Here is a 22,439-nt window from a genome sequence, read left to right as displayed (position 1 = left end):
ACTAAGCCCAACCAAGTCGAGGTTGAAAAATTGAGCTTTCAATTTTCATTAAAATATGCTTTTATGTTTTCATGAAACAGAAGGGCGACGTCGATGACAGCGGGGACGAGCATCTCCAGGTCCAAGTGCCGACCGAAACCAAGCGCGATCTTGGGCAGCGCGCACTCGATAGTCGCGAGCCGATTCGTATGATCGTGTTGAGAGCCCTCGCGGCCTATGGCGTGGTCGTGCCCGAAGGCGCGATCACGGACCGACGGAAACGCACATGATCAAAGACGAATTTGAGGCGCTAACAGTCGATCATTATGCGAGCGAGGCAGCGCGGACCGACCAGCGCAAAGGTTCCGGCACTGTCGGGTTCACTATGCTAGGCCTCTTCGGCGAAACTGGCAGTCTACTCGCCGAAGCCAAGAAGAAACAGCGCGATGCCGCCTCCTATCTTGGCTATGCCGAAGCCGTCGCTGAAGAAATCGGTGACGTTCTGTGGTATCTGGCCGCAATCGCCCGGCGCCATCGCTTGATATTGAGCGACATCGCGGCCGCTGCGCTCGAGAGAGATGGCGAATACGCCGCGGGCGCAAACGGAAGTCTTAGTCTGCACGCCCTACAACCAGCGCACATTCCACTCGCCAAAGCGCCCATGCCAGAATTCGAACACAGCCTGCTCGCCCTGGCTGGCGAGGTCGGACTTCTCGCGCGGGAAATCGAAGGAGGTAATTCAACTCGGCACCGCACCGAAGTGGCCGAACGGCTCATCGCTGTAATGCGTTGTGTCATTCGCGCATCGACCGACTCAGGCATTACCATTGAGGCGGCTGCGATCAAGAACTTGCAGAAGATCTTTGATCGATGGCCGCGCGAACGCATCTACCCGCCTGCCTTTGATGCCGACAAAGACACCGAGGAGCAGCTCCCCCGATCGATGCAGATCGATATCTACGAGCGCAACGTACGGGGTCGCGATTATGTCTTCCAGCGTTCGCGCGGGGTCTATGTCGGCGATAGGCTGACCGACAATGCCATCGAAGCCGACGACTATCGGTTCCACGATGTCTTTCACTACGCCTATGTCGCGGTGCTGGGCTGGTCACCAGTGATCCGCGCTCTGCTTCGACTTAAACGAAAGAGTGACCCGAAGCTTGACGAAGCCGAGGATGGTGCGCGCGCCATCTTGATCGAGGAAGGGGTCACTTCCTGGCTTTTCGGTCAAGCGCAGCAACTCAATTTTTTCGAAGACGTCAAACGAGGCGGACTTCCGCTGGACATGCTCAAGCATGTCCGCCAATTCGTCGCCGGTTACGAGGCTGACCGCTGTCCGCTGTGGCTCTGGGAGGAAGCAATTCTCCAGGGTTATGCTGCTTTCCGCTTCCTCCAGAAAAACCGACGGGCGCGAATCACGATCGATTTCGACCGCCGTCGCTTGCGCATTAAGGAATTGCCGCAATGACCCCCAAGACCTTCGTATCGGCATTGGCGGCAGCGAAATTGCCCTCGGTATTCAACCCATGGCGCGACCGCTGTTCCATCCATGACCGCCGCGATGCTGCGGCGCGGCGCCGGTCCAACCTCCAGGGCATGCTGGAAGCTGCGCTCGATGCGCATGTCGAAACGATCTGGATTGCCCGCGATCTTGGGTATCGCGGCGGACGTCGCACTGGGGTGCCGCTGACCGACGAGGTGCATCTTACCCATGCATCGGCACTGATGGGCGGTATCGCGTTGGAGCGTGCCACGCAGGGGCCGGAAATTGCCGAACGCACTGCCGCAATCGTATGGCAGGTGCTTGGCCGTATCGGACAGCCAGTCATGTTGTGGAATGTCTTTCCCTTTCATCCGCATGAGGCGGATGATCCAATGTCCAATCGCTGCCATAGCCGCGCCGAGCGTGAAGCGACCTGGCCTCTGCTACAGGCGCTGGTATCGATGGTGCAGCCCCGCCGTATCGTTGCGATCGGACGCGATGCACATCTCGCGCTGGCTGAACTGGATACAGAAGTTACTGCGATCCGCCATCCAAGCTATGGCGGGCAACGCGAATTCATCGACGGAATGTACGGCCTCTACGGGATCGCAGACGACCCGGTCGGTTTACCAGAACTGCCGCTCGGACCTCGCTATGCAGCGACGGCCAAGGCCTTGGCTTGATCGCAGGCCGCGAGCAGAGCTGCAATATCTCCACGGTTCCATTTTCCGTTCTTCACATCGATCGTGGCATGCGTCGAAAGGATCGTGAGCGGCCCCATCGCGATGCCCGACTCCTCAGCCACGAACTGCTGCAGACGGCCAAGGCCGATCAGATTGCCGAGTAGCTTTTCAATATAATAATGATTGCGATACATCGCGGTGAGCGCCAGCCGACGGCCGTCGCCATCGCCAATCAACTTGAAGCTCGCGAAACTAAGGCATTGTCCGCCATAAGGCGACCCATCGACATCGCGCAGCGGATCAAACACGCTGAGTTCAAACTTGTTGAGCGCCCGCACAGTCGGGTCTTTCAGCCGCCCGATGATCTCGGTCAACTGGTTTAGCGGCTCGCCTTCCGGCTGCGGAAGTTGCATCATCCGTTCGAAATAATAACCGGACCAGCTCTTCTTTCCCGGCGAACGGACCTTGGGCAGAACATTGTCCGTAAATCGCGTGAAGAACGTCGGCGAACCGTAGCGCCGATAAAGCGCCGCTGGAAAGATCGTGTTTGCGACCGTCTCGATGCGCTTGGTATCGCGGTCTTTAAGGAAGGCGTCGACCAGCGCGACCACTGGATCGGATAGATCGGCGCGAGCCAACGGGTCGGCAACATCGATCAGGACATTATGCTCGTGATGCCCAGGCCTTGCATTCACCAGGCGGACGGCTTCACGCCAAGCCGAGACGCAATCAGGCTGCGGCGGCACGGGTAGATACATCGATATCCTCCGTCAGAATTGCCGTCGCGAATAGGCGCGGCTTCAGGAATTTCTCAGTCAGCCAGGCATGGCCGTCCACACCCCAGCTGGCGCCCCAGCTGTTGCGGATGAGGATTGCGTTCTGGCCGGCGGCATGGCCGTGGCCCACCGCCACGATTGCATGCCGCAGGCTTGGATCGGGTTTCTCGTCATTGGCCGGATCGACCACGCCTTCATTGGCCGGTGCGAAAAACGACTGCGACAGGGTCGAAAGCAGCATCACCGGCTTCTTGCTATCGAGGGCCTCGACAATCGGGCCGAGGTCGATTGCGGCGGGCCCTCCTTTCCTGCCGAAACGTGGGCCGACGTCTGATGGCGGCGTCCAGTGGTCGGGATCGTCCGGCACGGCATCGAGATAGGGCCATCCGCTTTCAGCAGGTTGGCCGTCGAGCCGCAGGGTCTCCAGTATAGCTGAAAGCGTGGCACCCTGGTCATGCCGCCGCCCTGTGCGCTGCTGCGCTCGGAAGAAGACATATTCGCAAGACAACGGCATCCATCCCTCGCGTAGACTGGCATGGGTATCGCTCGCCGCGAAGGCAAGACAGGTCGGTCGCGCTCCTTGATCGCGCACAGGCCCTAGGAATGGCCGGAGGTCGGTCTTTATGTCGATCATGGGAAGTCAGGCGGCCTCGAGCAAATGGCGCCGTTCCGCTCGGGAAAGACCTTCCTGTTCCGGCCCGGTGAAATCAAAATCGATCGTCAGGCTCGCATTGGCCGTGGCCGGTTGCCACGGCCGCCTCTCGTTGAGCGACATCCGTCCTCGCTGAGCTGCCTCCGGCGCTGCGGTCACCCGCCGGACCACTGGTCCGCCGATTGCTTCCGCATCGAGTGCCTCGCGCTCATCACGCACCACCGCAAATCCGCTCGCCATCAACTGGTCGAGATCCCACAGATATCCGCCTCCGGCATGTTCCTTCAGGCGCAGCACGAAGAGGTCATTGCGGCTGCCATCGATCCGCGTGCCTTCGTCGCGTTCGGTCAGCAGCCAGACATCGCCGCGATAATCAGTGGGGCGGTAGTCATCCAGCAGGTCAACCTTCAGGCTGCGCGGCTTGGTATCGATCAATTCGCGCATGACGGCATCCGAAATGAGTTTGTATCGAAAGAGCGTTCTGCAGGTCGCTTCGTAGCTGGCCCCAATCCGTAGAGAGAGCTGATAGGCGATGTTGGGCCGACGCAGTTCATCAACCGTCCAGCCCTGCCGCGCGCAATGAAGCGCGATTAGCCATTTGGGCATCATGAATGCGATGGCGAACGCGTCGGCTTCGGTTTCCTGAAACTGATTGCCCGGTTCGGGGCTCATCGGCATGCGCCGTAAAATGCTTTCATCATCCAGGCTGGGTTCGTGCCGCATGAAGAAATGGCCCAGCTCATGCGCGGCGGTGAAGCGTTGGATGCTCATTGGCCGTTCAGTGGTAACGAGCACTCCCGGGGCGGGCGAACTAAGATAGGCTCCCAACAAGCCCTTGAGCGGCCGTAATAGCAACGGAAGATCGAGCGCATGTATCGCGCCGAAGACATCGACGTTGCCGCCATGCCGTCCGATCAGCGCCTGCGTGTCAAGACGGCGATGAAGTCTGCCGGCTGCCATCGCGCCCGCGCGAACCGCACTTTCATAGTCGCTCGCCATGGATTAGGCCTGCTCCCCAGCCGAACGCGAGCGTAGATACTCGGCGAAACGGCCAAGCTCCGCGCGGTCCTCGCTCGAAAGATCCGCCACACGACGCGCCAGATGCGCAACGTCAGGCGGAAGACTTGCCGAAGCTTCGTCCTCGCCCGTGAAATAGGCGACCGACTGCCGGTAGAGCTTGGCAAGGCGCGTGAGCTCGATCGCCTCGACACGGCGCTGGCCATTCTCGATATCCGTCAATGCCGTGCGCGGAATCTTGAGATAGCTGGCCACCTCGTCCTGCTTGAGGCCGAGATATTTCCGCGCGTCGCGCAGACGATTGCCGAGGCGTTGACGTTCCATAGCGTCATCGCTTTCTTGGCTGACAGCCACATTGCTCATGGCTTGGCTCCTTTCTTCTTGACCCAGACCCTCTCGATTCGAGGCACGACATGGGCGAGCGCCTCTTCGATCGAATCATATCCTCCCGTTCGCACGATGTTGTCGCGAAGCTCGAAGCCGACCACGGCCTCTATGGCGCAAAGCGTGTCCACAACCGAAAGCGAATCGAGCGGGATTGCTGCCTTCATGACTCCTGCCTGATCTTTAGGCAGGGCGATGCCACGGAGCTGCGCTTCAATTCCCGCTACAGTAAGCAACTCGTCGGTCAGCGCCGTGATCACATCGGCCTTCGGAAAGGCCGTTTTTGCTGGCGCATGAGGGGCAATGGTCGCCATATAAGCCTCGCATGATTAAGCTACATTCCGATTCTATAATGTCGGAATATCCGACATGCAACCCATTTTGTCGGTGCGCTACGCTGGCAGGCATATGCGGAGGCTCAAAGGCCGTTAATCGCCATCGCCACTTCCGAAGTAGACTTCCCGGTCCGTCGATCTTTGGTGGCGCTCGGCGTTCATCGGTTCGACTTCTGCTTTCGGGAAAATGGCGAGGAAGGCCGACCGACTTAGATCGGGGCGCTTAGCTGATGGGCGATCCGGCCGGGCTGCAATCGGTCGCAGCCAGCGTGTCTGCGAGCAGTTGTGCGGGGTTGAGCAATCGGGGCCGCCATCAAGCGTTGCTTGGCGAAAGTCTCGACTATGCGGTTCCAGTACGCGTCGAGCGCAGTCTCGCCCAGACTGAAACGCTCATTCTCCTCTCCCCTCAGGGACGCGTGACTGTCCCCAGTTGCCGCCTATCCGGACAGAAGATGCGTTTTTCCTCCCTTCGTTACATCGGTCTCCAACATTCCTGCCGCACCGTAGGTTCTTGCCCGTGTGGTAGCACTCGCTCGTCATTAGGCAGGTCCGAGTCGCCATTCGAACGTTTTCTTCAAGACAGCTCCCGAGCACCGACCTCACGGTCTCTCTCTTGGCCTGATCTGGCCGGGATCGGGCGCTGCGCGCCCTTGATCGCCTGGGACGCAACGGCGGAGCAGCAACTTTCTTCCCCTGCGCTGCGCGCATTCCTCGCGAGGCAAGAAAGTCGCCTCCCGCCGTCCTTCGCTCAAGCTGCGGCCCTGCGGGTGCGTCGGCGCTCATCCCGGCCGGACGACATGCCATCGAGACCGCGATGGTCGCGGAGCTCGAAACACCGAAGAAAGGAACTTAATCATGGCTACCATCGGAACCTTCAAGCAGACGGCCTTGGGCGAATACACCGGCGAGATCGTCACCCTCTCGGTCCAGGCGAAGAACGTCCGGATCGTCCCCGAGGAAACCCGCCCCAGCGAGAACGCCCCCTCGCACCGGGTGTTCGCCGGCAAGGCGGAGATCGGCGCGGCCTGGTCCAAGAGTTCGAACGAGGGCCGCGACTATCTCGGCCTCAAGCTCGACGATCCGAGCTTCACCGCTCCCATCTACGCCAACCTCTTCGACGACGAAGGCGGCGAGAGCTTCTCGCTCATCTGGTCCCGCCCCAACGACCGCCGCAACGACGGCTGATCCGGCCAGACGCCCCGCCCGGGTTCGCCCGGGCGGGGCTTTTGCTGTGCTAGTTTGAGCAGCGGGGCTTACTCGCTTTCGCTTTTCGGACGCTTCAACAGATCGGCGGCTTCAAGCCCCAGTTCTCGCGCGAGCCGGTCGACGACGTCGATCCCGGCGGCATAGACGCAGCGTTCGAGCGAGCTGATATAGGTGCGATCGATGTCGGCGCGGTGCGCAAGTTCCTCCTGCGACAATCCCGCCGCCTTGCGATGACGCTTCAGATTCTCGGCCAAGACCTCGCGGATATCCATGCCTGCGAGAGGCCACGCTTGCAGAGTATTCCGCCACGGAGTATTCTCTACAAACGACTGGGGCGTGGGTATTGGCGCTCTGCCGATAAGTGGTCACAGTCCGGAGCTCGGCTCTGTTCAGCGACCGCGGAATCGTCGATGAAGTGCCGGATCGATGGTGTGTCGATCGAGATTCGCAGGCAGATCGGTGGGTTGAGGTGATGCCGTTTGCGCACCGCTAAATGCGGATCGCGCGCCTATCCGGGGGATAGGTTGTTGTATTTCGCGGGGTTTGGGAAGGGGTTCGACAATGCCGTCCGTCTGCCGTTTCGACGATCTCGCACCCGATCTTTCCACGCTCACGTCCTACGACGAAACTCATCTAGTAGATTATCTGCGTTTGCTTGATGCCGACGACGAAGGCGCGGATTGGCGCGAAATCGCGGTTGTTCTGTTCGAACTCGACCCGGTGGCCGAACCGCAGCGCGCGCAGACCATGTATGCGAGCCATCTCGCCCGCGCGCGGTGGATGACCGAGGTCGGCTACGCGCATCTTCTCGGCCCACGGACGCGCTAAACGGTTCATTCCACTCGCAAACTAAGTGCTTCTACTCGCTCCCGATCGCGCATGGCATCGCGCGATCTTGGCTCTGTTCGGATGCACTGGCAGGGATCAGCGTGCGACCTTCGAGGTCGCGCGCAATGCGGCCGGGAGAATGCCATGCCGACGCCGACGCAGCGGCGCGCAGGGCGCAAGAGGGGCACATCCCCAGCGCTTGGTCGCGCCGAACTCGCCGCAGAGTTTCTGAAGCGCAATCGCAACTACCGAGCGGAGCACGCACAGATGCAGAAACGCATCGCGCGCGGCACCGTCGCCAGGGACACCGCCGAGGCGGCGTTCGCCCGGCGATGGGGGTTATCCTTTTGCGGCTGCGCCGGATGACCTTCACGAGCAAGTGGTCTGGCGGCCTGAACTGACCGCTGTCACCGTCATTCTCGACGCTGCTCCAGATGGGTTCGACGGTGCAGATAGCCTCGATCCGGACACGCTCGGCACGCTGCTGATCGACCAAGTGGGCATCGACGGTCGCCACATCATCGTCGCCGATGCTTCGGGCGATCACTGGCTGTGGCTGCGTGACCCAACGCCCGGGACGCCGCTCGCCGCGATCGTGCCGCTCGACAATGATTTCAGCACGCGGATGGCTAGCCTCATGCGCTTTCACCGCCGCCTGTTCGGTCGAGAACCGGGTCCGCCGCCGCGCGGCTGGCCGCTCAGCGCCTACCGGCTCGCGCGCCTCCACCGGATGCTGCGCGCGCTCGACATGCGCCAGGACGGCGCAACCTATCGCGAGATCGCCGCGGAGCTGGGCCGCGAGGATGACGCCAAACTGCCCGCGACCGAATGGAAGGTTTCGGCCGGACGGTCGTTCGTCATCCGGCTCGTGCGTGATGCCACCGCCATGATGAACGGTGGCTACCGCAAGCTGCTGCGCATCCGCTAAATTCACCGCTCCGAAGGGGTGGTCACATCGGTGCGACCGCATATTGTCGTACTCCAGCCTCCCGCGTTCGCTCCACCACAAACGCCTCCTGCCGCCCATGACCGCAGGAGTGCTCCCTTGCCCGATACGACCAACCTTCCGCCCCGCTATCTGAGGACGCCCGAAGCGGCACGCTTTCTCGGCTTGTCGGGCCGCACCCTCGAAAAGCACCGCTATTTCGGGACCGGTCCCGCCTATCGCCGGATCGGTGGACGGGTGATCTATTCGGTCGACGACCTCCAGGCCTGGGCCGATCTCGGCATCAAGCACTCGACCAGCGATCCGGGGCAGAACGATCTGTTGCCGCGCGAGGGTTCGGCCTTCGCTCGGAGCCGCAAGTGATGCGCGCTTCCAACGCCTTGCGCCAGCTTGCGGATGACGGGCTGACCCATGTAGAACTCACCTGGATCGAGAAGCGTATCGAACATTGGATCCGCTTCGGGCGCGTCGAGAACGATCGTATTGTCGATCGCCGTCGCCGCATCGTCAGCTTTCGTCCCGGGGTGGTGTTCGCGTTCGTCCGGTGGGCCGCGAACGATTACGGCACGATCATGTCGCGCATCGATGTGGTGCGCGCCGTTGCTGCCGAAGAGCCGTTCACGACGCTGCCTTTCGTGCGCCCGGGTGGCGAGATCCTGCTCTCCATTCAGGGCTGGCCGAAGGTTTCCAAGGTGCTCGCGGCGATCGATGCCGCCGACGAAGCGGGTGTCGATCCGTGCGATGCCGCGCCCGATCACTGGCGGCACGTCCACAACCGCATCGCCGCCGGACTGGAGCCGCGCGCCTACACTCTGGAGCGTCACCAAGCGTGGCTCAAGCGCGTAAAGGTCGAAGGATGACCCGCCGCTTCTACATCCGCGCGACCGCCATGGTCGCGTCGCTGTTTGTCGGCGGTTATGCAGTCACTACGATCACCGACCCAATGCCGCGTATCATCTGGAACGCCAGCGCGAGCGTTCCGATCGGGTTCTATCGCATCACGCCCGATCGCGATCCGCCGGTCGGTGCGCTGGTCGCGATCGCGCCGCCCGAACGGCTCGCGCGTTGGATGGTCGAACGCGGCTATCTCGGCGAGGACGTGCCGCTCCTGAAGCATGTCGTCGGCAAGCCCGGCGCGCGTGTCTGTCGCGACGGCAGCATCGTCAGCGTCGATACCCGGCCCCTCGCGACCACGCGCGCCAATGACCGGCTCGGTCGCCCGCTGCCGGTCTGGCATGGGTGTCGCACGCTGCGCAACGGCGAGCTGTTCCTCCTCAATCCCGACCATCCGGACAGTCTCGACGGTCGCTATTTCGGGCTGCTGCCCGCCAACGCGGTGCTCGGCCGCGCGCAGCCGATTCTCACCCGCGATGCGCCCGGCGCGCCGCTCGAATGGCGTTCCGGCAACCCCTGATCCCCCAACCGATCCCAACCCACGAAAGGATATTTACATGCAGATCGGCAGCTTCATCCGCACCGCCAATGGCTACGAGGGCATGATCGAGACCGCGACGCTCGATCTTCGCATCGCGCTCGTTCCGGCCGAACGCAGCGATATCGACAAGGCGCCCGACTGGCGCGTCCATCGCGGCTCGGATGCGGAAGGGCCGGAGATCGGCGCGGGTTGGAACGAGACCGGCGAGCGCGCGGGCGATTACGTCTCGCTGCGCATCGACGATCCCGCCTTTGTGCAGCCCATCCGCGCCGCGCTCTTCCGCAGCGAGGCGGACGAAAGTTCCTGGGTGCTGCGCTGGACCCGACCGCAACCGCGCCGCGAGCGGGACTGAGCCGATGAGGTTGAACGGCTCCTTCTTCGCAGTTCTGCTGTTGGCGGGCCTCGCTGCGCCCGGCATTGTCGTCGCGCAGGACGAGCCTGTGAATCGTGCGGCCATGAGTCATCCCTATTCAGGCCATGTGGCCGAAGCCGCGCATCGCTTCGGCATTCCGGAAGCGTGGATATGGGCGGTGATGCGCGTCGAGTCCGGCGGCAGGCGCAATGCCGTCTCGCGTGCGGGAGCGATGGGTCTGATGCAGATCATGCCCGGCACCTGGGCGCAGCTGCGTGCGCGCCATCGGCTCGGCTCCGACCCATTCGATCCGCGCGACAACATCCTGGCGGGCGCGGCTTACCTGCGCGCGATGTACAATCGCTACGGCAATGTGACCGCGATGCTCGCGGCCTACAATGCGGGACCAGGCCGCTACGATCAGTATCTGCGCGGCCGCCCGCTGCCCGCCGAAACGCGCGCCTATCTCGCCGGTCTTTCGTCGATCTCGGGCACTTCGGGCGACGTGCAGGTCACTGCCGCGGCACCTTCTGACCCGCACGCCTGGCGCCAGGCCGGGCTGTTCGTCCGCACCGCAAGCCCAGCCGAACTGTCCGCACAACCACTATCGAACGACGTCATTGTCGCATCAGACAATGTCCGGGAATCCCAGCCCGAACGCGAGCCGACCATCCGCGATGATGCGGCTACGCCGACATCACCCGCGTCGTCGGACACGCTGTTCGTTCGCCGCGCTGGCGCGGGCCGACCGCAATGATCTCGCCCGTCCACCTCGCATTGTGTCCTCAAGTGAAGAGAGGAGGAGAAGCTGGAAAACCGGGTAGGAAACGATTGCAAGATACAAGGTGCACCCCGTTTCGCCGGAAAAGCGCGGCTTTTGCTTGGCTTACCATGGGGGCGTCGGTCGACGAGCGTGCCGCTCGGAAGGAAAAAGGCAACAAAAACAACGCCTCGAATGGCACCGTCCCTCATTTTCGGCGGAAAGTGGTGGTGTCGTGACCGAAGACAACGACTTCAGCATTCGGCCGGGCAAGGCGACGCGCGGCAAGGCGCAAGGCCGGAACACGCGCGGACTGGTTGCCGAGGTGCTGCGCGTTGCCGCCCTGCATGGCGGGACCAAACGTTCTGGCTGGGGCGGACCACGTAAGCGCGGGCAATCGAGCTTCGGCAAGGGTCGCACATCCTTCGCGCGCGGACGCCTGTTCGGCTCGGGCCGAAGGGTGCTGGTGAAGGCGCTGCCGGTGCGCCATCGGATCGGCGGGCGGCGAATGGCGCCGCTGACCGCGCATTTAGCCTATCTGAAGCGCGAAGGTGTCACCCGCGACGGCTCGCCCGCAGGCCTGTTCGATGCGAACGGCGACGAAGCCGACGACCTCAACTTCGCCGACCGCTGTAAGGACGACCGGCATCATTTCCGGATCATCGTCTCGCCCGAAGACGCGTCAGAGCTCACCGATCTTCGCGAATACACCCGCGACCTCGCGCGCCAGATGGAAGCCGATCTCGGCACGCGGCTAGACTGGGTCGCGGTCGATCATTGGAACACCGACAATCCGCACGTCCATCTGCTGGTGCGCGGTGTCGATGAGCGCGGCGAGGATCTCGTCATCTCGCGCGACTATATCGGCCACGGCCTGCGGTCGCGCGCCGAGGAACTGGCCCTCGCCGAGCTTGGACCGAAACCCGAGCATGAGGTGCAGCGCGCACTTAATCGCGAGGTGACCGCCGAACGCTGGACGCGCCTGGATTACGCAATCGACCGCGTCGCCGACGAGTTGGGCGTGATCGATCTGCGGCCCGAGCGCTCCGGTCCTGACGATCCGCGCCTGCGCCGTCTGATGATCGGGCGCCTGCAGCATCTGGAGACGATGGGGCTCGCCGCTGAAGGTGAGCCTGGCCAGTGGGCGGTGGCCGACGGCGTGCGTGAAAAGCTTCGTGAGTTAGGCACACGCGGCGATATCATCCGCAGGATAGGTCGGGCGCTCAAAGAGCAAGGTCAGGATCGGGCACTCGATAGCTACGCCGTCGTCACCGGTGCGCCGGAAAAGCCCATCGCCGGACGGCTGATCGACAAGGGACTTCACGACGAACTGACCGGCTCCGCCTATGCCGTGATCGACGCCACCGACGGGCGCACCCACCATGTCCGGTTGCCTGGCATCGAGGCGCTGGAGCACAGCCCGGACCTGGGCGGTATCGTCGAGCTACGCGCGATCGAACGGCGCGATGGCAAAGGCTCGATCCCCTTCCTTGCCACACGGTCGGATTTCGATCTCGAAAGTCAGGTCAAAGCAAAAGGTGCGACTTGGCTCGACCATCGACTGATCGAGCGCGGCAAGGCTATCGTCGATGCTGGGTTCGGTGCCGAGGTGCGCCGCGCGATGGACGCGCGTACCGATCATCTCGCGACCGAGGGACTGGCGCGCCGCTTTGGCGAACGCACGGTGTTCGAACGCGGCCTGCTCGACCGGTTGCAAACGCGCGAACTGCACAGCGTCGCCACGAAGATCGCGAGCGAAACCGGGCTGGCCTACCGACCGGCGCAGACTGGCGACCAAGTCGCCGGCACCGTCCGCCGACGCCTCGGGCTTGCTTCCGGCCGTTTTGCCATGATCGACGACGGCTTGGGCTTCCGCCTCGTCCCTTGGTCAAACGGTCTCGAACGCCAACTCGGTCGCGAAGTGGCGGGCGTGGTGCGCAGCGGCGGCGGCCTCGACCTCATGCTGGGCCGCAAGCGCGGCCTCGGTCGGTAGTCCGGGAAGAGGAGACGATCATGTCAGCGACCAAGATACTGTGGGGCCAGATCATCGCCGTCTTCCTGATCGTGCTCGCCGGGGTTTGGGGCGCGACCCAGTGGACCGCCGCGGCGCTGACCTATCAGCCCGAACTCGGGCCGCCATGGTTCGTCGCGTTCGATCAGCCGGTCTATCTGCCGCCCGCCTTCTTCTGGTGGTGGTTTTCGTTCGACGCCTATGCGCCCGAAATCTTCCAGACCGGTGCGTTCATCGCCGCTTCGGGCGGCTTCGCCTCGATCGCGGTGGCCATAGCCATGTCGGTCTGGCGCGCGCGTGAGTTGAAGAATGCCGAGACCTACGGTTCGGCGCGCTGGGCAGCCGAGCGCGAGGTGCGCGCCGCGGGCTTGCTCGGCAGCGATGGTGTCGTATTGGGCAAGCTCGGTCGCGACTATCTGCGCCACGATGGCCCCGAGCATGTGTTGTGCTTCGCGCCGACGCGGAGCGGGAAGGGCGTCGGGCTGGTCATCCCATCGCTGCTGACCTGGCCAGGCTCGGCGATCGTTCACGACATCAAGGGCGAGAATTGGCAACTTACTGCCGGTTTCCGGTCGCGACACGGGCGGGTGCTTCTGTTCGATCCGACCAATGCCGCCTCTGCCGCCTACAATCCGCTGCTCGAAGTGCGGCGCGGCCAGTGGGAAGTGCGCGACGTCCAGAACGTCGCCGACGTGCTGGTCGATCCCGAAGGGTCTCTCGAGCGGCGCAACCATTGGGAGAAGACATCGCACTCGCTGTTGGTCGGCGCGATCCTGCACGTTCTCTACGCGGAAAGCGACAAGACGCTTGCCGGAGTGGCCTCCTTCCTCTCCGATCCATCCCGCACGATCGAGCAGACACTGGCCGCGATGATGGCGACGTCGCACTTCGGTGAGGCGGGCGTGCATCCGGTCGTCGCCAGCGCCGCGCGCGAGCTGCTGAACAAGTCGGACAACGAACGCTCGGGCGTGCTCAGCACCGCCATGTCGTTCCTCGGCCTCTACCGCGATCCCGTCGTCGCGCAGGTCACGCGCGCCTGCCAATGGCGTATCGCCGATCTGGTCGAAGGCGATCGACCGGCAACGCTTTATCTGGTCGTTCCGCCCAGCGACATCTCGCGGACCAAACCGCTGATCCGCCTCATCCTCAACCAGATCGGGCGAAGGTTGACCGAAGAGCTGACCCCGAAGGCGAACCGCCACCGCGTGCTGCTGATGCTCGATGAGTTTCCGGCGCTGGGGCGACTCGACTTCTTCGAATCCGCACTCGCCTTCATGGCGGGCTATGGTCTGAAAAGCTTCCTGATCGCTCAATCGCTGAACCAGATCGAGAAAGCCTACGGTCCCAACAACGCGATCCTCGACAACTGCCATGTGCGGGTGAGCTTCGCGACCAATGACGAGCGGACCGCCAAGCGCGTATCCGACGCGCTCGGGACTGCGACCGAACTGCGCGCGATGAAGAACTATGCCGGCCATCGCCTCTCGCCATGGCTCGGCCATCTGATGGTGTCGCGACAGGAGACCGGGCGGCAACTGCTGACGCCCGGTGAGGTGATGCAACTGCCACCCGACGACGAGATTGTGATGGTGGCCGGCTTGCCGCCGATCCGCGCGAAGAAGGCGCGCTATTTCAGAGATCGGCGGTTTGTGGAGAGGATTTTCGATGCGCCGATACCTGCGGCAACATCGACCCGGCCTGACAATTGGACTGGCAAACAGGTTGCGGCCGACCCCAAGCAGGTGGCACGCATCGTGCGCGATGCCGAGGACGCCGCCAATGGCGGGCTGCGCCGCGAGCCCGAATTGCCCGAGCATGTCGATATCGCGAAGGATCAGGAAGTGTCGTCTGCCGATGAGTTTGCGATCGTCGAGGACGATCCCGACGAGGTCGCGCGCACATCGGCTCTGCGGCGGCGAATGCAGGGACTGGCGCGGCAGGCCTCGCTCGATCCGAACGACGGCATCGATTTGTAGGAGCTGGAAATGCGAACCCGGCTCAATGTGTATTTTCCGCCCGCACTGGCGAAGCAAGTCAGCGAGCTCGCGCTCCGCAAGCGCATCTCCCGTTCCGCGCTTATCGAGGCTGCGGTAACGTCCTATATGTCGCCCGATGGCACCGACCGTCTGGAAGCGGCGTTCGCACGGCGGCTCGACCGGTTGTCGCGGCAGGTTCAGCGTCTGGAACGCGATACCGGTCTCACGACCGAGGCACTGGCGCTGTTCGTGCGGTTCTGGCTGTCGGTTACGCCGCCGCTGCCCGAGGAGGACCAGGCGGCGGCGCAGATCAAGGGACGCAAACGCTACGAGGGTTTCGTCGAAACACTCGGGCGTCGGTATGCGAGCGGTAAGAGCCTACTCGACGAGGTACAGGAGGACGTCTGGCCTCAGCCGTCTGTCGAAGACCCGGTAGAATGAAGTTGCCGATAGCACTTGGCTTCCTTCAAGAACGGCAGCTTTGCGCCCTCATGTCGGTCATTGGGCAGGCACCGTTGGTATCCCAAAAGCTGCTGTACCATCGCCTAGGTCTCGCGGGGGTTGAGCCGCGTGCCGAGCAAGCGCCCCTTGTCACCGTCGTCCGAGAGGCGAAGCATGATGAGTGGACCCAGTTCCAGCTCGCCTAAGTGCTCTCTGGGAAGCGCCCTGACGTTGAGGCTTCGGATACATTAATGGCGTTCGGCTGCGGGAGACGCGGTCCGCGAGCTGTAGCCTCCGTCCGCACTGAGTGGTCTTACCTGCTCCAGCAGCGCCTTCAGCGTCAGCCCAGGCTGCTCGACCATGGGAAGATGCGCCGAATGTTCGAGCAGAATGGTCTGCTTCCGGGGTGCGCTGAGGCGAGCCATCCATTCCTGCGTGATCGATGAGGGCGTCACATAATCGTGGCGGCCCAGCAGCATTATCACCGGGATTTCGAGTTCCCGGGTGGTTGTGAAGCTCAAGTCGGCCAGACGCGGAAACAGCGTCTCGACCGTGAATGCAGCACCGTCGGACCAGGCCTGCCGGTCGGCGGCGTTGTACTCCGGAGAGAGGCGTGGCGCGCGAAGGTAGAAGTCGGCGTCCTGACGGTAGGCCGCGAGCGCACCGTAGCGGATGGCGTGCTTGCGCCACCCGTCAGCCTGCTCGATCGTGAAGGTGCCACCGTCAGGGTAGGGCCGAAGCTCCTCGACCTCTCGTGCGGCATCCAAGTCGCCGCGGATGCGAGCCTGCTCGATCGTCCACGCCATGCCAACGCGCTCGTTTTCCTTGAAATCGATGATCTGGCCCATCCCCACGTAGGCGTGGAGAAGGTCCGGACGTCTGGCGGCCACGGCCAGGCCGACCGCCGAGCCCCAGCTGTGGCCGAGCACGAAGATCTTGCGCTTCCCATATCTGGCACGGAGCTGTTCGATCAACTCGATCGCGTCGTCGCGATAACGGTCGAGCGTCAGAGTGGGCGCGATGACGTCAGGGTCGTTGAGCAAATACGACCTGCCGGCACCGCGCTGGTCCCATTGCACCACCGTGAAGAAGTCCTCCCATGGCCGCTGGAACGACCAGGCGATCGGCATCTCGACCGCGCCCGGGCCGCCGTGGATAAAGAGCAGGATCGGATTGTCGCGATCGGCTCCGCGCACGTTTACGACCTGGCGCGTACCACCGAGGGTGGCGGTGAATGTCTCCTGCACCCCGTCCGGTATGACGATACGGCCGATGTCGGCGACGATCTCGCGACCCTGGGCGTATGGGTCAGGCGCGCTCTGCGCCGAGGCATGCGATCCGGCAAGCAACAGGGCCGAAGCAAGGATGGACCGGAAACCATTCATCATTCTTCTCTCAAACTCTCTCAGAACGCTGTTCATTTTGCGAAGTCAACGCGGGCTGGGCTGGGTCGCCGTCCTTGTCGTGAGGCCACGCCTTTCCAGCCAACTTGCGAGCAGCCCGAAGTATTCACTCGCGTCCGGCCGTTGTCCGTCGAAGGCCGCCGGGTCGATCTGCTCCTTCGGGTCGACGCCCAGCATCATCATGTGATCGGCCCCGGCCACGACATGGACGGAGACGTTCGGACGCCTGGCAGCGGACCCGTCGAGCGCGGCTATCGACGCCCCGACGGGGATCCAGGGATCGGCCTGACCAAAGATCATGAGCGTCGGAACCCTCGAACCGTCCAGCGCGCGCAACGGATCCGCCTCGATCTGCCCGAGCCATGTCGGATCGTCGATGTTCCCCTCCAGGTAGATGTGCTTCCACCACGGCCGGAGCCGCGCGGCCGCGACGAAGCGCTCTGCGCTCGCGCGATCCAGATGCCCCCGCGTGTAATCGTCGACAGCGCGCCGAGCGTCGATCGCCTCGTCGATGTCGCCCTGACTGTACCCCTTGATCCGGAGAATGTTCTCGACGGCGTAGTTCATCTGGACGTCGGCCGCGGTGATCGGGGCGGAAACCGAGATTGCGAACGCGGCGTCCGGCATCCTGGCCGCAGCGAGCAGCGCTATCCATCCTCCTTGGCTGAGACCCCAGAAACCGATGCGGCTCGGGTCGATCTGCGGCAGGATCGCAAGCCGTGCGCGGGCCGCGACCGCGTCGCTCGCGAGCACATCGAAGTCGGTGCTGCGCGGATCGTCACCGCCTGAAGCTCCGCTTCCGCGGCGGTCGAACACGAATACGGCCATACCCAGGGGCGGTAACATTTGTTTGAGGTGTTCATAGAGCGCGGCGTCCTGCGAAGGGCCCGCCGCGCTATGCAGGACCACCGCGACCGGCAGTTCGCGCGCACCCTCCGGCACATACAGTATGCCACTGAGTGATGTTCCCAGATTGTCGAACGTAAGTGACAATAGCTCTATTCGAATGGTCGGTGGCACCGCCCAAGGTACCGCTGCCGGCGTTTCAGGCACTTGAGCCTGTAGCGGGGTCGAAAAGCAGGTCGCCGATAGCATGACGAGGCCTGCCAACCGTTTGAATGCGATTATCATTCTGTCCTTCCACGTCTGCAGTCGAAGGATGCGATGTGCGAGGGGCTGCGATCTGCCCTCACGGTCCATACGAGCGTCCGCCGATTCTAGTCGCCAGGCTTCCGCTTCCCGGACAGGAGCGCATATACTGCCATCGCATGGCCGTGCCCAAGGTCATGCTCCGCCTTCAGCCAGGCAACCACGTCGCCGGCCTTCGTTCCCGGCTTGAGCTTGCCGTTCTCGGCCAGCCCGTTGGCCTCGGCGGCCTTCCTGAGACCGTCGGCATCGAGACCGGTCTTGTTTTCGATCGTATCCAGATATGCTTGGAACGACATCGTTCACTTCCTTCTGCTGTAGCGGTTGACCAGCTCGTTCTAGCGGACCCTCCAGGGGAACTGCCGACGCAGCGCCGGATCGCGGAGCCATAGCCCGCCCCACATCGCGAGACCCAGATAGATGCCGAACAGCGAATGGGAGAGCAGCGGCGCGTCGACCCTGAATTGGGTCGCCATCGCACCACCTAGCACGCCGGTCATCAGGATGGCGCCCAGAACGCTGGTTCGTGGCCATAGATACAGCGCAACGCATGCAAGTTCGAGGATGCCGATCGCGAAGGCAGCATCGCGGGGCCAGCCTAGAGGTTCGAGCGTATCGCCGGCAACATCGAGTCCAAGGAGCTTGGGTGCGATCGATGCCCCGAGCATGAACAGCGCGAAGAGCGCCGTCAGCGCCCGGCCGGCCCACACAACCCCGCCCTTTCCGTTGGGTGGCTCTTCCGGATCGTATTCGTTCATCAACGGGGTCCTTGCTCTTCGTCACATCGTTGTTATCTTGATGTCGAGATAAATCGGAGATGTCTCGATGTCAAGACAATCAGTTTCGTTCGGTGACCGGGTGGCCGAGCGACGCGAGCAGTGGGACAGGGAGCTGCCCGATCTCGACACCAGCCCGATGGCCGTCCTCGGACGCGCGCGCTGGATCGTCCATGCTGTCGGCGCGCCGATCGAGAAAGTCTTCGCCGGCCATGGACTGGACCGGGGAGAATTCGACGTACTCTCGACCCTCCTTCGATCGGGCCCGCCCTATCGTCTTCGACCGACCGAACTCTACAGGTCCCTGATGATCTCATCGGGCGGTCTCACCGACCGTCTGAGCCGTCTGCAAAGGGCTGGACTGGTGCGACGCGAGCCCAGTGCCGACGATGCGCGCAGCATGCTCGTCCAGTTGACGCCGAGGGGTCGAAGGAAGACCGAGCAGGCCTTCCGCGACGACATGGCGCTCGAGATGCAACTTCTGGCCGGATTGAACGATGGGGAACGTGAAAGGCTCGGCGAGCTTCTCGGCAAACTGGCCCTGAGCCTGGAGCAGACTCATCGAACCTGAAGCGCACTACATTCGATACGAATCATCACGACAAGAGGGTCGAATGGCCTGGCACGCGGCGCGATCGAAACGATGGACGCGGAGAGGCCGGTTCCTTCCATGAGTTGATCGGTCAGCCACTCGGCATCGCGGCGACGAAGGTATCCGATCTGGATATCCCGGCACGAATAGACTGCTATGGCGCCGACGTGCTTAGGATTGTCTGGCTCCGCGGTAAGCGCGACCGCCTCTCCGGCGCGGCACCGACGCAGCTCCTCCTGTCGGCTGCTGCCATCGTGGTTCTCGAACTGGCAGCCCGCTACGGCAAGGCGGACTGAGGTCGTGCCGATCTCAGTCTCGCTCGACGAGGGCATCGATGTAGTCCTGTAGCGTGGTCGAGCCGCGGACGGGTTCATTCGGCATCTCATAGTCGCCATCGGCCGTGATCGCGGTCATCCGTGCGTAGGAATGCGCGGCCTCCTCCGAGAACCCCAGAGACCTGTACGTTTCCTCCCAATGGTCGCGGGGCGTTACTGCCACCTCTACCTTTCGGCCCAATGTATGAGCGAAAGCGTCCGCGACGTCGCGCGAAGAGTACCGAGTCGGCCCTTCGACATGGACGATCCCCGTTTCTTCGACCGGAGCCGTCAAGAGATCGGCGGCGGCGTCGCCGAGATCGGCGGGCGCGACCATGGGCAGCTTGAGGTCCGCCGGATACATCGTGGGCAATGTGCCTTCGCGAACGGTTTCGAGCATCGCATCCCAGTTGCTGAAGTAATAGGCGGCGCGAAGAATGGTGGTCGGGACCCGCTGGTCGCGCAGCCCCTCTTCCATCGTGTGAAGGGTGTTGAGGTCGCCCAACTGCTCGCCCGGCTGCGCACCGTAGGTCGACTCGGCGACGATCTTCTCCAGTCCGGATCCTTCGACAGCTGCAAGCAGGAGTCGTGCGGTTTCATTTTCCGCGCGATCCGTATCGGTGTCCGGCTTGGCGGGAGGATTGAGCAGGAACAGCCTCTTGCCCTTCCTGAAGACATCCCGCATCGCATCGACATCATAGAGATCGGCGACCGCGATCGATGCGCCTTTCTCCTTCAGGGCCGCAGCGTTGGCTGCATCGCGGGTGATGGCGATCACCTCGTGTCCGTCCCGCAACAGGGCTTCCGCAACGGCAGAACCCACGTGCCCCGTCGCTCCCGAAACAATGAACATATGCAAGCGCTCCTTGGCCTTTTGTCTTGGCTAGACCCCGTGACTGACAATTCGTGTCAGGAGCGTTCAAGACTGCATGCCCGGCTCCAGTTTGCGGTATTCCGCGAGGAGGCGTCGATGCGGCCTGTCGAAGCGTTCGGGCTGCTCATGAAGTCCGGATATGCGATCCAGGCGAAAATGCCGGAAGTCCTGCCGACCGTTGCACCAGGCAGCGAGCATGGCACCATCATCGAAGAATCCGATCGCGACGGGCATTCCGCTGCGATGCGACCGAGTTCCCTGTTGATCGACGTAGTCGAAGGTGATCATGTGCTCTCGGCGGATCGCCTGACGGATCTGCCCTACCATCTGGCCGATCGCTCCGAGCTCGGGCTGCACGACAAGTCCATTGGCCTGCATCGATCGCGCAAGATCGGGCGGCGTGACGGAGGTGATCTTCGCGAGCGCGTGTTCCGCTGCACAGGACAGGCCCGTATCGCCCCGACGTGTCGCATACCGCAGCCCGAATACGATCGCATCGGCTTCGTCCGCGGTGAACATCAAGGGCGGCAGAAAGTGATCCTGGTCCAGGACGTAGCCGATCCCCGCTTCGCCCCGGATCACCGCTCCCCGATCGATGAGGACGAGGATATCGCGGTAGATGGTGCGCTCGGACACCCCGAACCTGTCCGCGATCACGCCCGCGGTCACCGGCCCTCGCCTTGCTCGAAGCATTTGCATGATGGCCAGAAGGCGCTCGGAGCGCGTCATGTCACCTCACCGGTCATTGAAGCGCCGATGCCTCGAAATACTCTCTCAGCAATCGCCCATTCTGGGCGTCGAACTGCTGATCGAGGGTTTCACAGACCGAAATCCTGTCCGATCGAAACGCGCGGTAACCGCTGCGCAGTTCGCACCACGAACAGACCAGCGTGACGTGGCTGTAGAGATAGAGGCCGAGTGGCCAGATGGTTCTTTCGGTGCCTTGCCGATCGCCATCCATGTAGGCGATACGAAGCTTGCGGTTTCCGCGGATCGCTGTGCGCAGTTCGGGAAGATGCGGTCCGAGGTCGACCGCATCCTCAAGCGGATGGGGAACCAGCAGCGAAGCCTTCCAAAGTTCGCTTCCAACCGAGGTCGGAAGGACTGCTCGAATCTTCGCAAGAACGTCAGCGGCGGCTCTGGAAAGGTCCGGATCGCCCCGTTCGATCACCATGCGCGCGCCGAGCGTGACAGCTTCGATCTCTTGGGGGTCGAACATCAACGGCGGAAGATCGTATCCCGGTCTCAGGACGTATCCAACGCCTGCCTCTCCGTCGATCGGAACCCGCCCGGCTTGAAGGGTCGCGATGTCGCGGTAGATCGTCCGCGGTGCCACCTCGAGTTCGGTGGCGAGCATCATGGCCGTCGTCGGGCAATCCCGGCGTCGCAGGATCTGGACGATCTGAAGTAGTCTGTCGGCGCGCTTCATTGATGCGGACATGCATAACGCTGCTGACACGAGCTGTCAGGAGGGTTCTCTATCACAAATCGCGACAGCAACGGAACGAAGGATCACAGATGACCCCGTATCAAGAAACGATCATCGACCACCTCAATATCGGCGTATCGGACATCGAGCGCTCGCGTGTCTTCTATGAGAAGGCACTGGCGCCGCTGGGCCTCGAACTGATGCTGTCAATACCACCTGAGCAGGCCGAAGAAGGCGGTGAGCAGCAGAAGACCGGCGGCGCGATGTGCGGGTTCGGCCGGGCGCACAAGCCCCTGTTCTGGATCGTCGGCAACGCCAAGGTGGGCGAGGCGACGCATTTCGCCTTCATCGCCAGATCGCGTCAGGAGGTGGACGACTTCTACGAAGCCGCACTCGCCGCCGGTGGCACCGACAATGGGGCTCCGGGAATTCGGCGGTACCACGAGGATTACTACGGCGCGTTCGTTTACGACCCGGATGGCATCAACATCGAAGCCGTGTGCAATGCGCCCGAGTGAAAACCAAGACCCGGGGGCGTGCCATCGATCTGAGTACGGCACGCCCTGTCCGTCGTCAAAACATTTGGCACACTTCGGGGCGTAATTTTTCGGAGTGTGGGCCTCGTCCGGTTGGTGATATTA

The 22,439-nt window shown here is 62.8% G+C and carries 31 protein-coding genes; 17 read left to right on the top strand and 14 right to left on the bottom strand.

Going from position 1 to position 22,439, the window contains the following annotated elements; genetic code table 11:
- Nucleotides 1-71: 71 nt before the first annotated feature.
- The 3 genes from K3174_RS05780 to K3174_RS05770 are packed head-to-tail and all read left to right on the top strand — an operon-like array spanning nucleotide 72 to nucleotide 2,145.
- Nucleotides 72-269, top strand: coding sequence for a hypothetical protein (locus K3174_RS05780; RefSeq protein ID WP_221556704.1), 198 nt, complete (start codon nucleotides 72-74; stop codon nucleotides 267-269).
- Nucleotides 266-1,447 carry a nucleoside triphosphate pyrophosphohydrolase family protein gene (locus K3174_RS05775; protein WP_247711947.1) on the top strand — a complete coding sequence of 394 codons (1,182 nt, stop codon included), beginning with the start codon at nucleotides 266-268 and terminating at the stop codon, nucleotides 1,445-1,447. The genes K3174_RS05780 and K3174_RS05775 overlap by 4 nt, the downstream gene beginning before the upstream one ends.
- Nucleotides 1,444-2,145 carry a uracil-DNA glycosylase gene (locus K3174_RS05770; protein ID WP_221556703.1) on the top strand — a complete coding sequence of 234 codons (702 nt, stop codon included), beginning with the start codon at nucleotides 1,444-1,446 and terminating at the stop codon, nucleotides 2,143-2,145. The genes K3174_RS05775 and K3174_RS05770 overlap by 4 nt, the downstream gene beginning before the upstream one ends.
- Here K3174_RS05770 and K3174_RS05765 read toward each other — a convergent pair.
- Genes K3174_RS05765 through K3174_RS05745 form a run of 5 tightly spaced genes read right to left on the bottom strand, consistent with a single transcriptional unit; the run spans nucleotide 2,115 to nucleotide 5,288 of the window.
- The gene (locus K3174_RS05765) at nucleotides 2,115-2,840 is read right to left on the bottom strand and encodes a thymidylate synthase family protein (protein ID WP_425594420.1); all 726 of its coding nucleotides are present in this window, start codon (nucleotides 2,838-2,840) and stop codon (nucleotides 2,115-2,117) included. The genes K3174_RS05770 and K3174_RS05765 overlap by 31 nt on opposite strands.
- Nucleotides 2,841-2,874: 34 nt before the next feature.
- Nucleotides 2,875-3,555: a C1 family peptidase gene (locus tag K3174_RS05760; protein WP_221556701.1), complete on the bottom strand. Its 681-nt coding sequence runs from the start codon at nucleotides 3,553-3,555 to the stop codon at nucleotides 2,875-2,877.
- Nucleotides 3,556-3,561: 6 nt separating this feature from the next.
- Nucleotides 3,562-4,572 (bottom strand): ImmA/IrrE family metallo-endopeptidase, encoded by a 1,011-nt coding sequence (locus K3174_RS05755; RefSeq protein WP_221556698.1) that lies wholly within the window; start codon nucleotides 4,570-4,572, stop codon nucleotides 3,562-3,564.
- Nucleotides 4,573-4,575: 3 nt separating this feature from the next.
- The gene (locus K3174_RS05750) at nucleotides 4,576-4,953 is read right to left on the bottom strand and encodes a helix-turn-helix domain-containing protein (RefSeq protein WP_221556696.1); all 378 of its coding nucleotides are present in this window, start codon (nucleotides 4,951-4,953) and stop codon (nucleotides 4,576-4,578) included.
- Nucleotides 4,950-5,288 carry a hypothetical protein gene (locus K3174_RS05745; RefSeq protein ID WP_221556695.1) on the bottom strand — a complete coding sequence of 113 codons (339 nt, stop codon included), beginning with the start codon at nucleotides 5,286-5,288 and terminating at the stop codon, nucleotides 4,950-4,952. Before K3174_RS05745 ends, K3174_RS05750 begins: the two co-directional genes overlap by 4 nt.
- 876 nt (nucleotides 5,289-6,164) lie before the next feature.
- On the opposite strand from K3174_RS05745, the gene K3174_RS05740 reads away from it, so the two are divergent.
- Nucleotides 6,165-6,494 carry a DUF736 domain-containing protein gene (locus tag K3174_RS05740; protein ID WP_221556693.1) on the top strand — a complete coding sequence of 110 codons (330 nt, stop codon included), beginning with the start codon at nucleotides 6,165-6,167 and terminating at the stop codon, nucleotides 6,492-6,494.
- A gap of 68 nt (nucleotides 6,495-6,562) precedes the next feature.
- Here the strand turns inward: K3174_RS05740 and K3174_RS05735 are convergent, their stop codons facing one another.
- Nucleotides 6,563-6,787 carry a helix-turn-helix domain-containing protein gene (locus K3174_RS05735; protein WP_221556691.1) on the bottom strand — a complete coding sequence of 75 codons (225 nt, stop codon included), beginning with the start codon at nucleotides 6,785-6,787 and terminating at the stop codon, nucleotides 6,563-6,565.
- A gap of 289 nt (nucleotides 6,788-7,076) precedes the next feature.
- Between K3174_RS05735 and K3174_RS05730 the strand changes: the two genes are divergently transcribed.
- The 11 genes from K3174_RS05730 (at nucleotide 7,077) to K3174_RS05680 (ending at nucleotide 15,264) form a co-directional block, all read left to right on the top strand.
- Nucleotides 7,077-7,343 carry a DNA -binding domain-containing protein gene (locus tag K3174_RS05730; RefSeq protein WP_221556689.1) on the top strand — a complete coding sequence of 89 codons (267 nt, stop codon included), beginning with the start codon at nucleotides 7,077-7,079 and terminating at the stop codon, nucleotides 7,341-7,343.
- Nucleotides 7,344-7,394: 51 nt separating this feature from the next.
- Nucleotides 7,395-7,709, top strand: coding sequence for a transcriptional regulator domain-containing protein (locus K3174_RS05725; protein ID WP_345719594.1), 315 nt, complete (start codon nucleotides 7,395-7,397; stop codon nucleotides 7,707-7,709).
- Nucleotides 7,710-7,722: 13 nt separating this feature from the next.
- Nucleotides 7,723-8,271 carry a DUF2285 domain-containing protein gene (locus K3174_RS05720; protein WP_345719593.1) on the top strand — a complete coding sequence of 183 codons (549 nt, stop codon included), beginning with the start codon at nucleotides 7,723-7,725 and terminating at the stop codon, nucleotides 8,269-8,271.
- Nucleotides 8,272-8,388: 117 nt separating this feature from the next.
- Nucleotides 8,389-8,652, top strand: a complete 264-nt coding sequence (locus K3174_RS05715; RefSeq protein WP_221556686.1) for a helix-turn-helix transcriptional regulator — start codon at nucleotides 8,389-8,391, stop codon at nucleotides 8,650-8,652.
- Nucleotides 8,652-9,149, top strand: a complete 498-nt coding sequence (locus tag K3174_RS05710; protein ID WP_221556683.1) for a DUF2840 domain-containing protein — start codon at nucleotides 8,652-8,654, stop codon at nucleotides 9,147-9,149. Before K3174_RS05715 ends, K3174_RS05710 begins: the two co-directional genes overlap by 1 nt.
- Nucleotides 9,146-9,703 carry a S26 family signal peptidase gene (locus tag K3174_RS05705; protein ID WP_221556681.1) on the top strand — a complete coding sequence of 186 codons (558 nt, stop codon included), beginning with the start codon at nucleotides 9,146-9,148 and terminating at the stop codon, nucleotides 9,701-9,703. Before K3174_RS05710 ends, K3174_RS05705 begins: the two co-directional genes overlap by 4 nt.
- A 37-nt stretch (nucleotides 9,704-9,740) precedes the next feature.
- Entirely contained in the window at nucleotides 9,741-10,076 is a 336-nt protein-coding gene (locus K3174_RS05700; protein ID WP_221556680.1) for a DUF736 domain-containing protein, read from the top strand.
- Between the two features lie 4 nt (nucleotides 10,077-10,080).
- Entirely contained in the window at nucleotides 10,081-10,833 is a 753-nt protein-coding gene (locus tag K3174_RS05695) for a lytic transglycosylase domain-containing protein (RefSeq protein ID WP_221556678.1), read from the top strand.
- Between the two features lie 238 nt (nucleotides 10,834-11,071).
- The gene (locus K3174_RS17075; RefSeq protein WP_221556675.1) at nucleotides 11,072-12,829 is read left to right on the top strand and encodes a DUF3363 domain-containing protein; all 1,758 of its coding nucleotides are present in this window, start codon (nucleotides 11,072-11,074) and stop codon (nucleotides 12,827-12,829) included.
- A 20-nt stretch (nucleotides 12,830-12,849) separates the two neighbouring features.
- Nucleotides 12,850-14,823: a conjugal transfer protein TraG gene (locus tag K3174_RS05685; RefSeq protein WP_221556666.1), complete on the top strand. Its 1,974-nt coding sequence runs from the start codon at nucleotides 12,850-12,852 to the stop codon at nucleotides 14,821-14,823.
- Between the two features lie 9 nt (nucleotides 14,824-14,832).
- On the top strand, nucleotides 14,833-15,264 hold the full coding sequence (locus K3174_RS05680; protein WP_221556664.1) for a ribbon-helix-helix domain-containing protein: 432 nt from the start codon (nucleotides 14,833-14,835) through the stop codon (nucleotides 15,262-15,264).
- A 248-nt stretch (nucleotides 15,265-15,512) separates the two neighbouring features.
- Here K3174_RS05680 and K3174_RS05675 read toward each other — a convergent pair whose 3' ends face one another.
- The 4 genes from K3174_RS05675 to K3174_RS05660 form a co-directional block, all read right to left on the bottom strand.
- Nucleotides 15,513-16,652, bottom strand: a complete 1,140-nt coding sequence (locus tag K3174_RS05675) for an alpha/beta fold hydrolase (protein ID WP_247711946.1) — start codon at nucleotides 16,650-16,652, stop codon at nucleotides 15,513-15,515.
- A gap of 42 nt (nucleotides 16,653-16,694) precedes the next feature.
- Complete coding sequence (locus tag K3174_RS05670; RefSeq protein ID WP_221556662.1) at nucleotides 16,695-17,798, bottom strand: alpha/beta hydrolase family protein; 1,104 nt, start codon at nucleotides 17,796-17,798, stop codon at nucleotides 16,695-16,697.
- An 86-nt stretch (nucleotides 17,799-17,884) separates the two neighbouring features.
- Complete coding sequence (locus K3174_RS05665) at nucleotides 17,885-18,112, bottom strand: DUF4287 domain-containing protein (protein ID WP_221556659.1); 228 nt, start codon at nucleotides 18,110-18,112, stop codon at nucleotides 17,885-17,887.
- Nucleotides 18,113-18,151: 39 nt separating this feature from the next.
- Complete coding sequence (locus tag K3174_RS05660; RefSeq protein WP_221556657.1) at nucleotides 18,152-18,571, bottom strand: DoxX family protein; 420 nt, start codon at nucleotides 18,569-18,571, stop codon at nucleotides 18,152-18,154.
- A gap of 67 nt (nucleotides 18,572-18,638) precedes the next feature.
- Between K3174_RS05660 and K3174_RS05655 the strand changes: the two genes are divergently transcribed.
- Nucleotides 18,639-19,160, top strand: a complete 522-nt coding sequence (locus K3174_RS05655; RefSeq protein ID WP_221556655.1) for a MarR family winged helix-turn-helix transcriptional regulator — start codon at nucleotides 18,639-18,641, stop codon at nucleotides 19,158-19,160.
- Here K3174_RS05655 and K3174_RS17140 read toward each other — a convergent pair.
- The 4 genes from K3174_RS17140 to K3174_RS05635 all read right to left on the bottom strand — a co-directional run bounded on the left by K3174_RS17140 (nucleotide 19,148) and on the right by K3174_RS05635 (nucleotide 21,810).
- Nucleotides 19,148-19,513 (bottom strand): HIRAN domain-containing protein, encoded by a 366-nt coding sequence (locus K3174_RS17140; RefSeq protein ID WP_221556653.1) that lies wholly within the window; start codon nucleotides 19,511-19,513, stop codon nucleotides 19,148-19,150. The genes K3174_RS05655 and K3174_RS17140 overlap by 13 nt on opposite strands.
- Complete coding sequence (locus K3174_RS05645; protein ID WP_247711944.1) at nucleotides 19,491-20,348, bottom strand: NmrA family NAD(P)-binding protein; 858 nt, start codon at nucleotides 20,346-20,348, stop codon at nucleotides 19,491-19,493. Before K3174_RS05645 ends, K3174_RS17140 begins: the two co-directional genes overlap by 23 nt.
- A 66-nt stretch (nucleotides 20,349-20,414) precedes the next feature.
- Nucleotides 20,415-21,098: a helix-turn-helix transcriptional regulator gene (locus K3174_RS05640; protein WP_221556649.1), complete on the bottom strand. Its 684-nt coding sequence runs from the start codon at nucleotides 21,096-21,098 to the stop codon at nucleotides 20,415-20,417.
- A gap of 13 nt (nucleotides 21,099-21,111) precedes the next feature.
- Nucleotides 21,112-21,810 (bottom strand): helix-turn-helix transcriptional regulator, encoded by a 699-nt coding sequence (locus tag K3174_RS05635; protein ID WP_221556647.1) that lies wholly within the window; start codon nucleotides 21,808-21,810, stop codon nucleotides 21,112-21,114.
- A gap of 77 nt (nucleotides 21,811-21,887) precedes the next feature.
- On the opposite strand from K3174_RS05635, the gene K3174_RS05630 reads away from it, so the two are divergent.
- Nucleotides 21,888-22,316, top strand: coding sequence for a VOC family protein (locus K3174_RS05630; RefSeq protein WP_247711943.1), 429 nt, complete (start codon nucleotides 21,888-21,890; stop codon nucleotides 22,314-22,316).
- The last annotated feature ends 123 nt before the right edge of the window (nucleotides 22,317-22,439 follow it).

The organism is Qipengyuania qiaonensis, assembly GCF_019711515.1.
Lineage (GTDB): Bacteria > Pseudomonadota > Alphaproteobacteria > Sphingomonadales > Sphingomonadaceae > Qipengyuania > Qipengyuania qiaonensis.
Note: the sequence above shows the minus strand (reverse complement) of the source record. Positions and strands in the feature narration are given on the sequence as shown.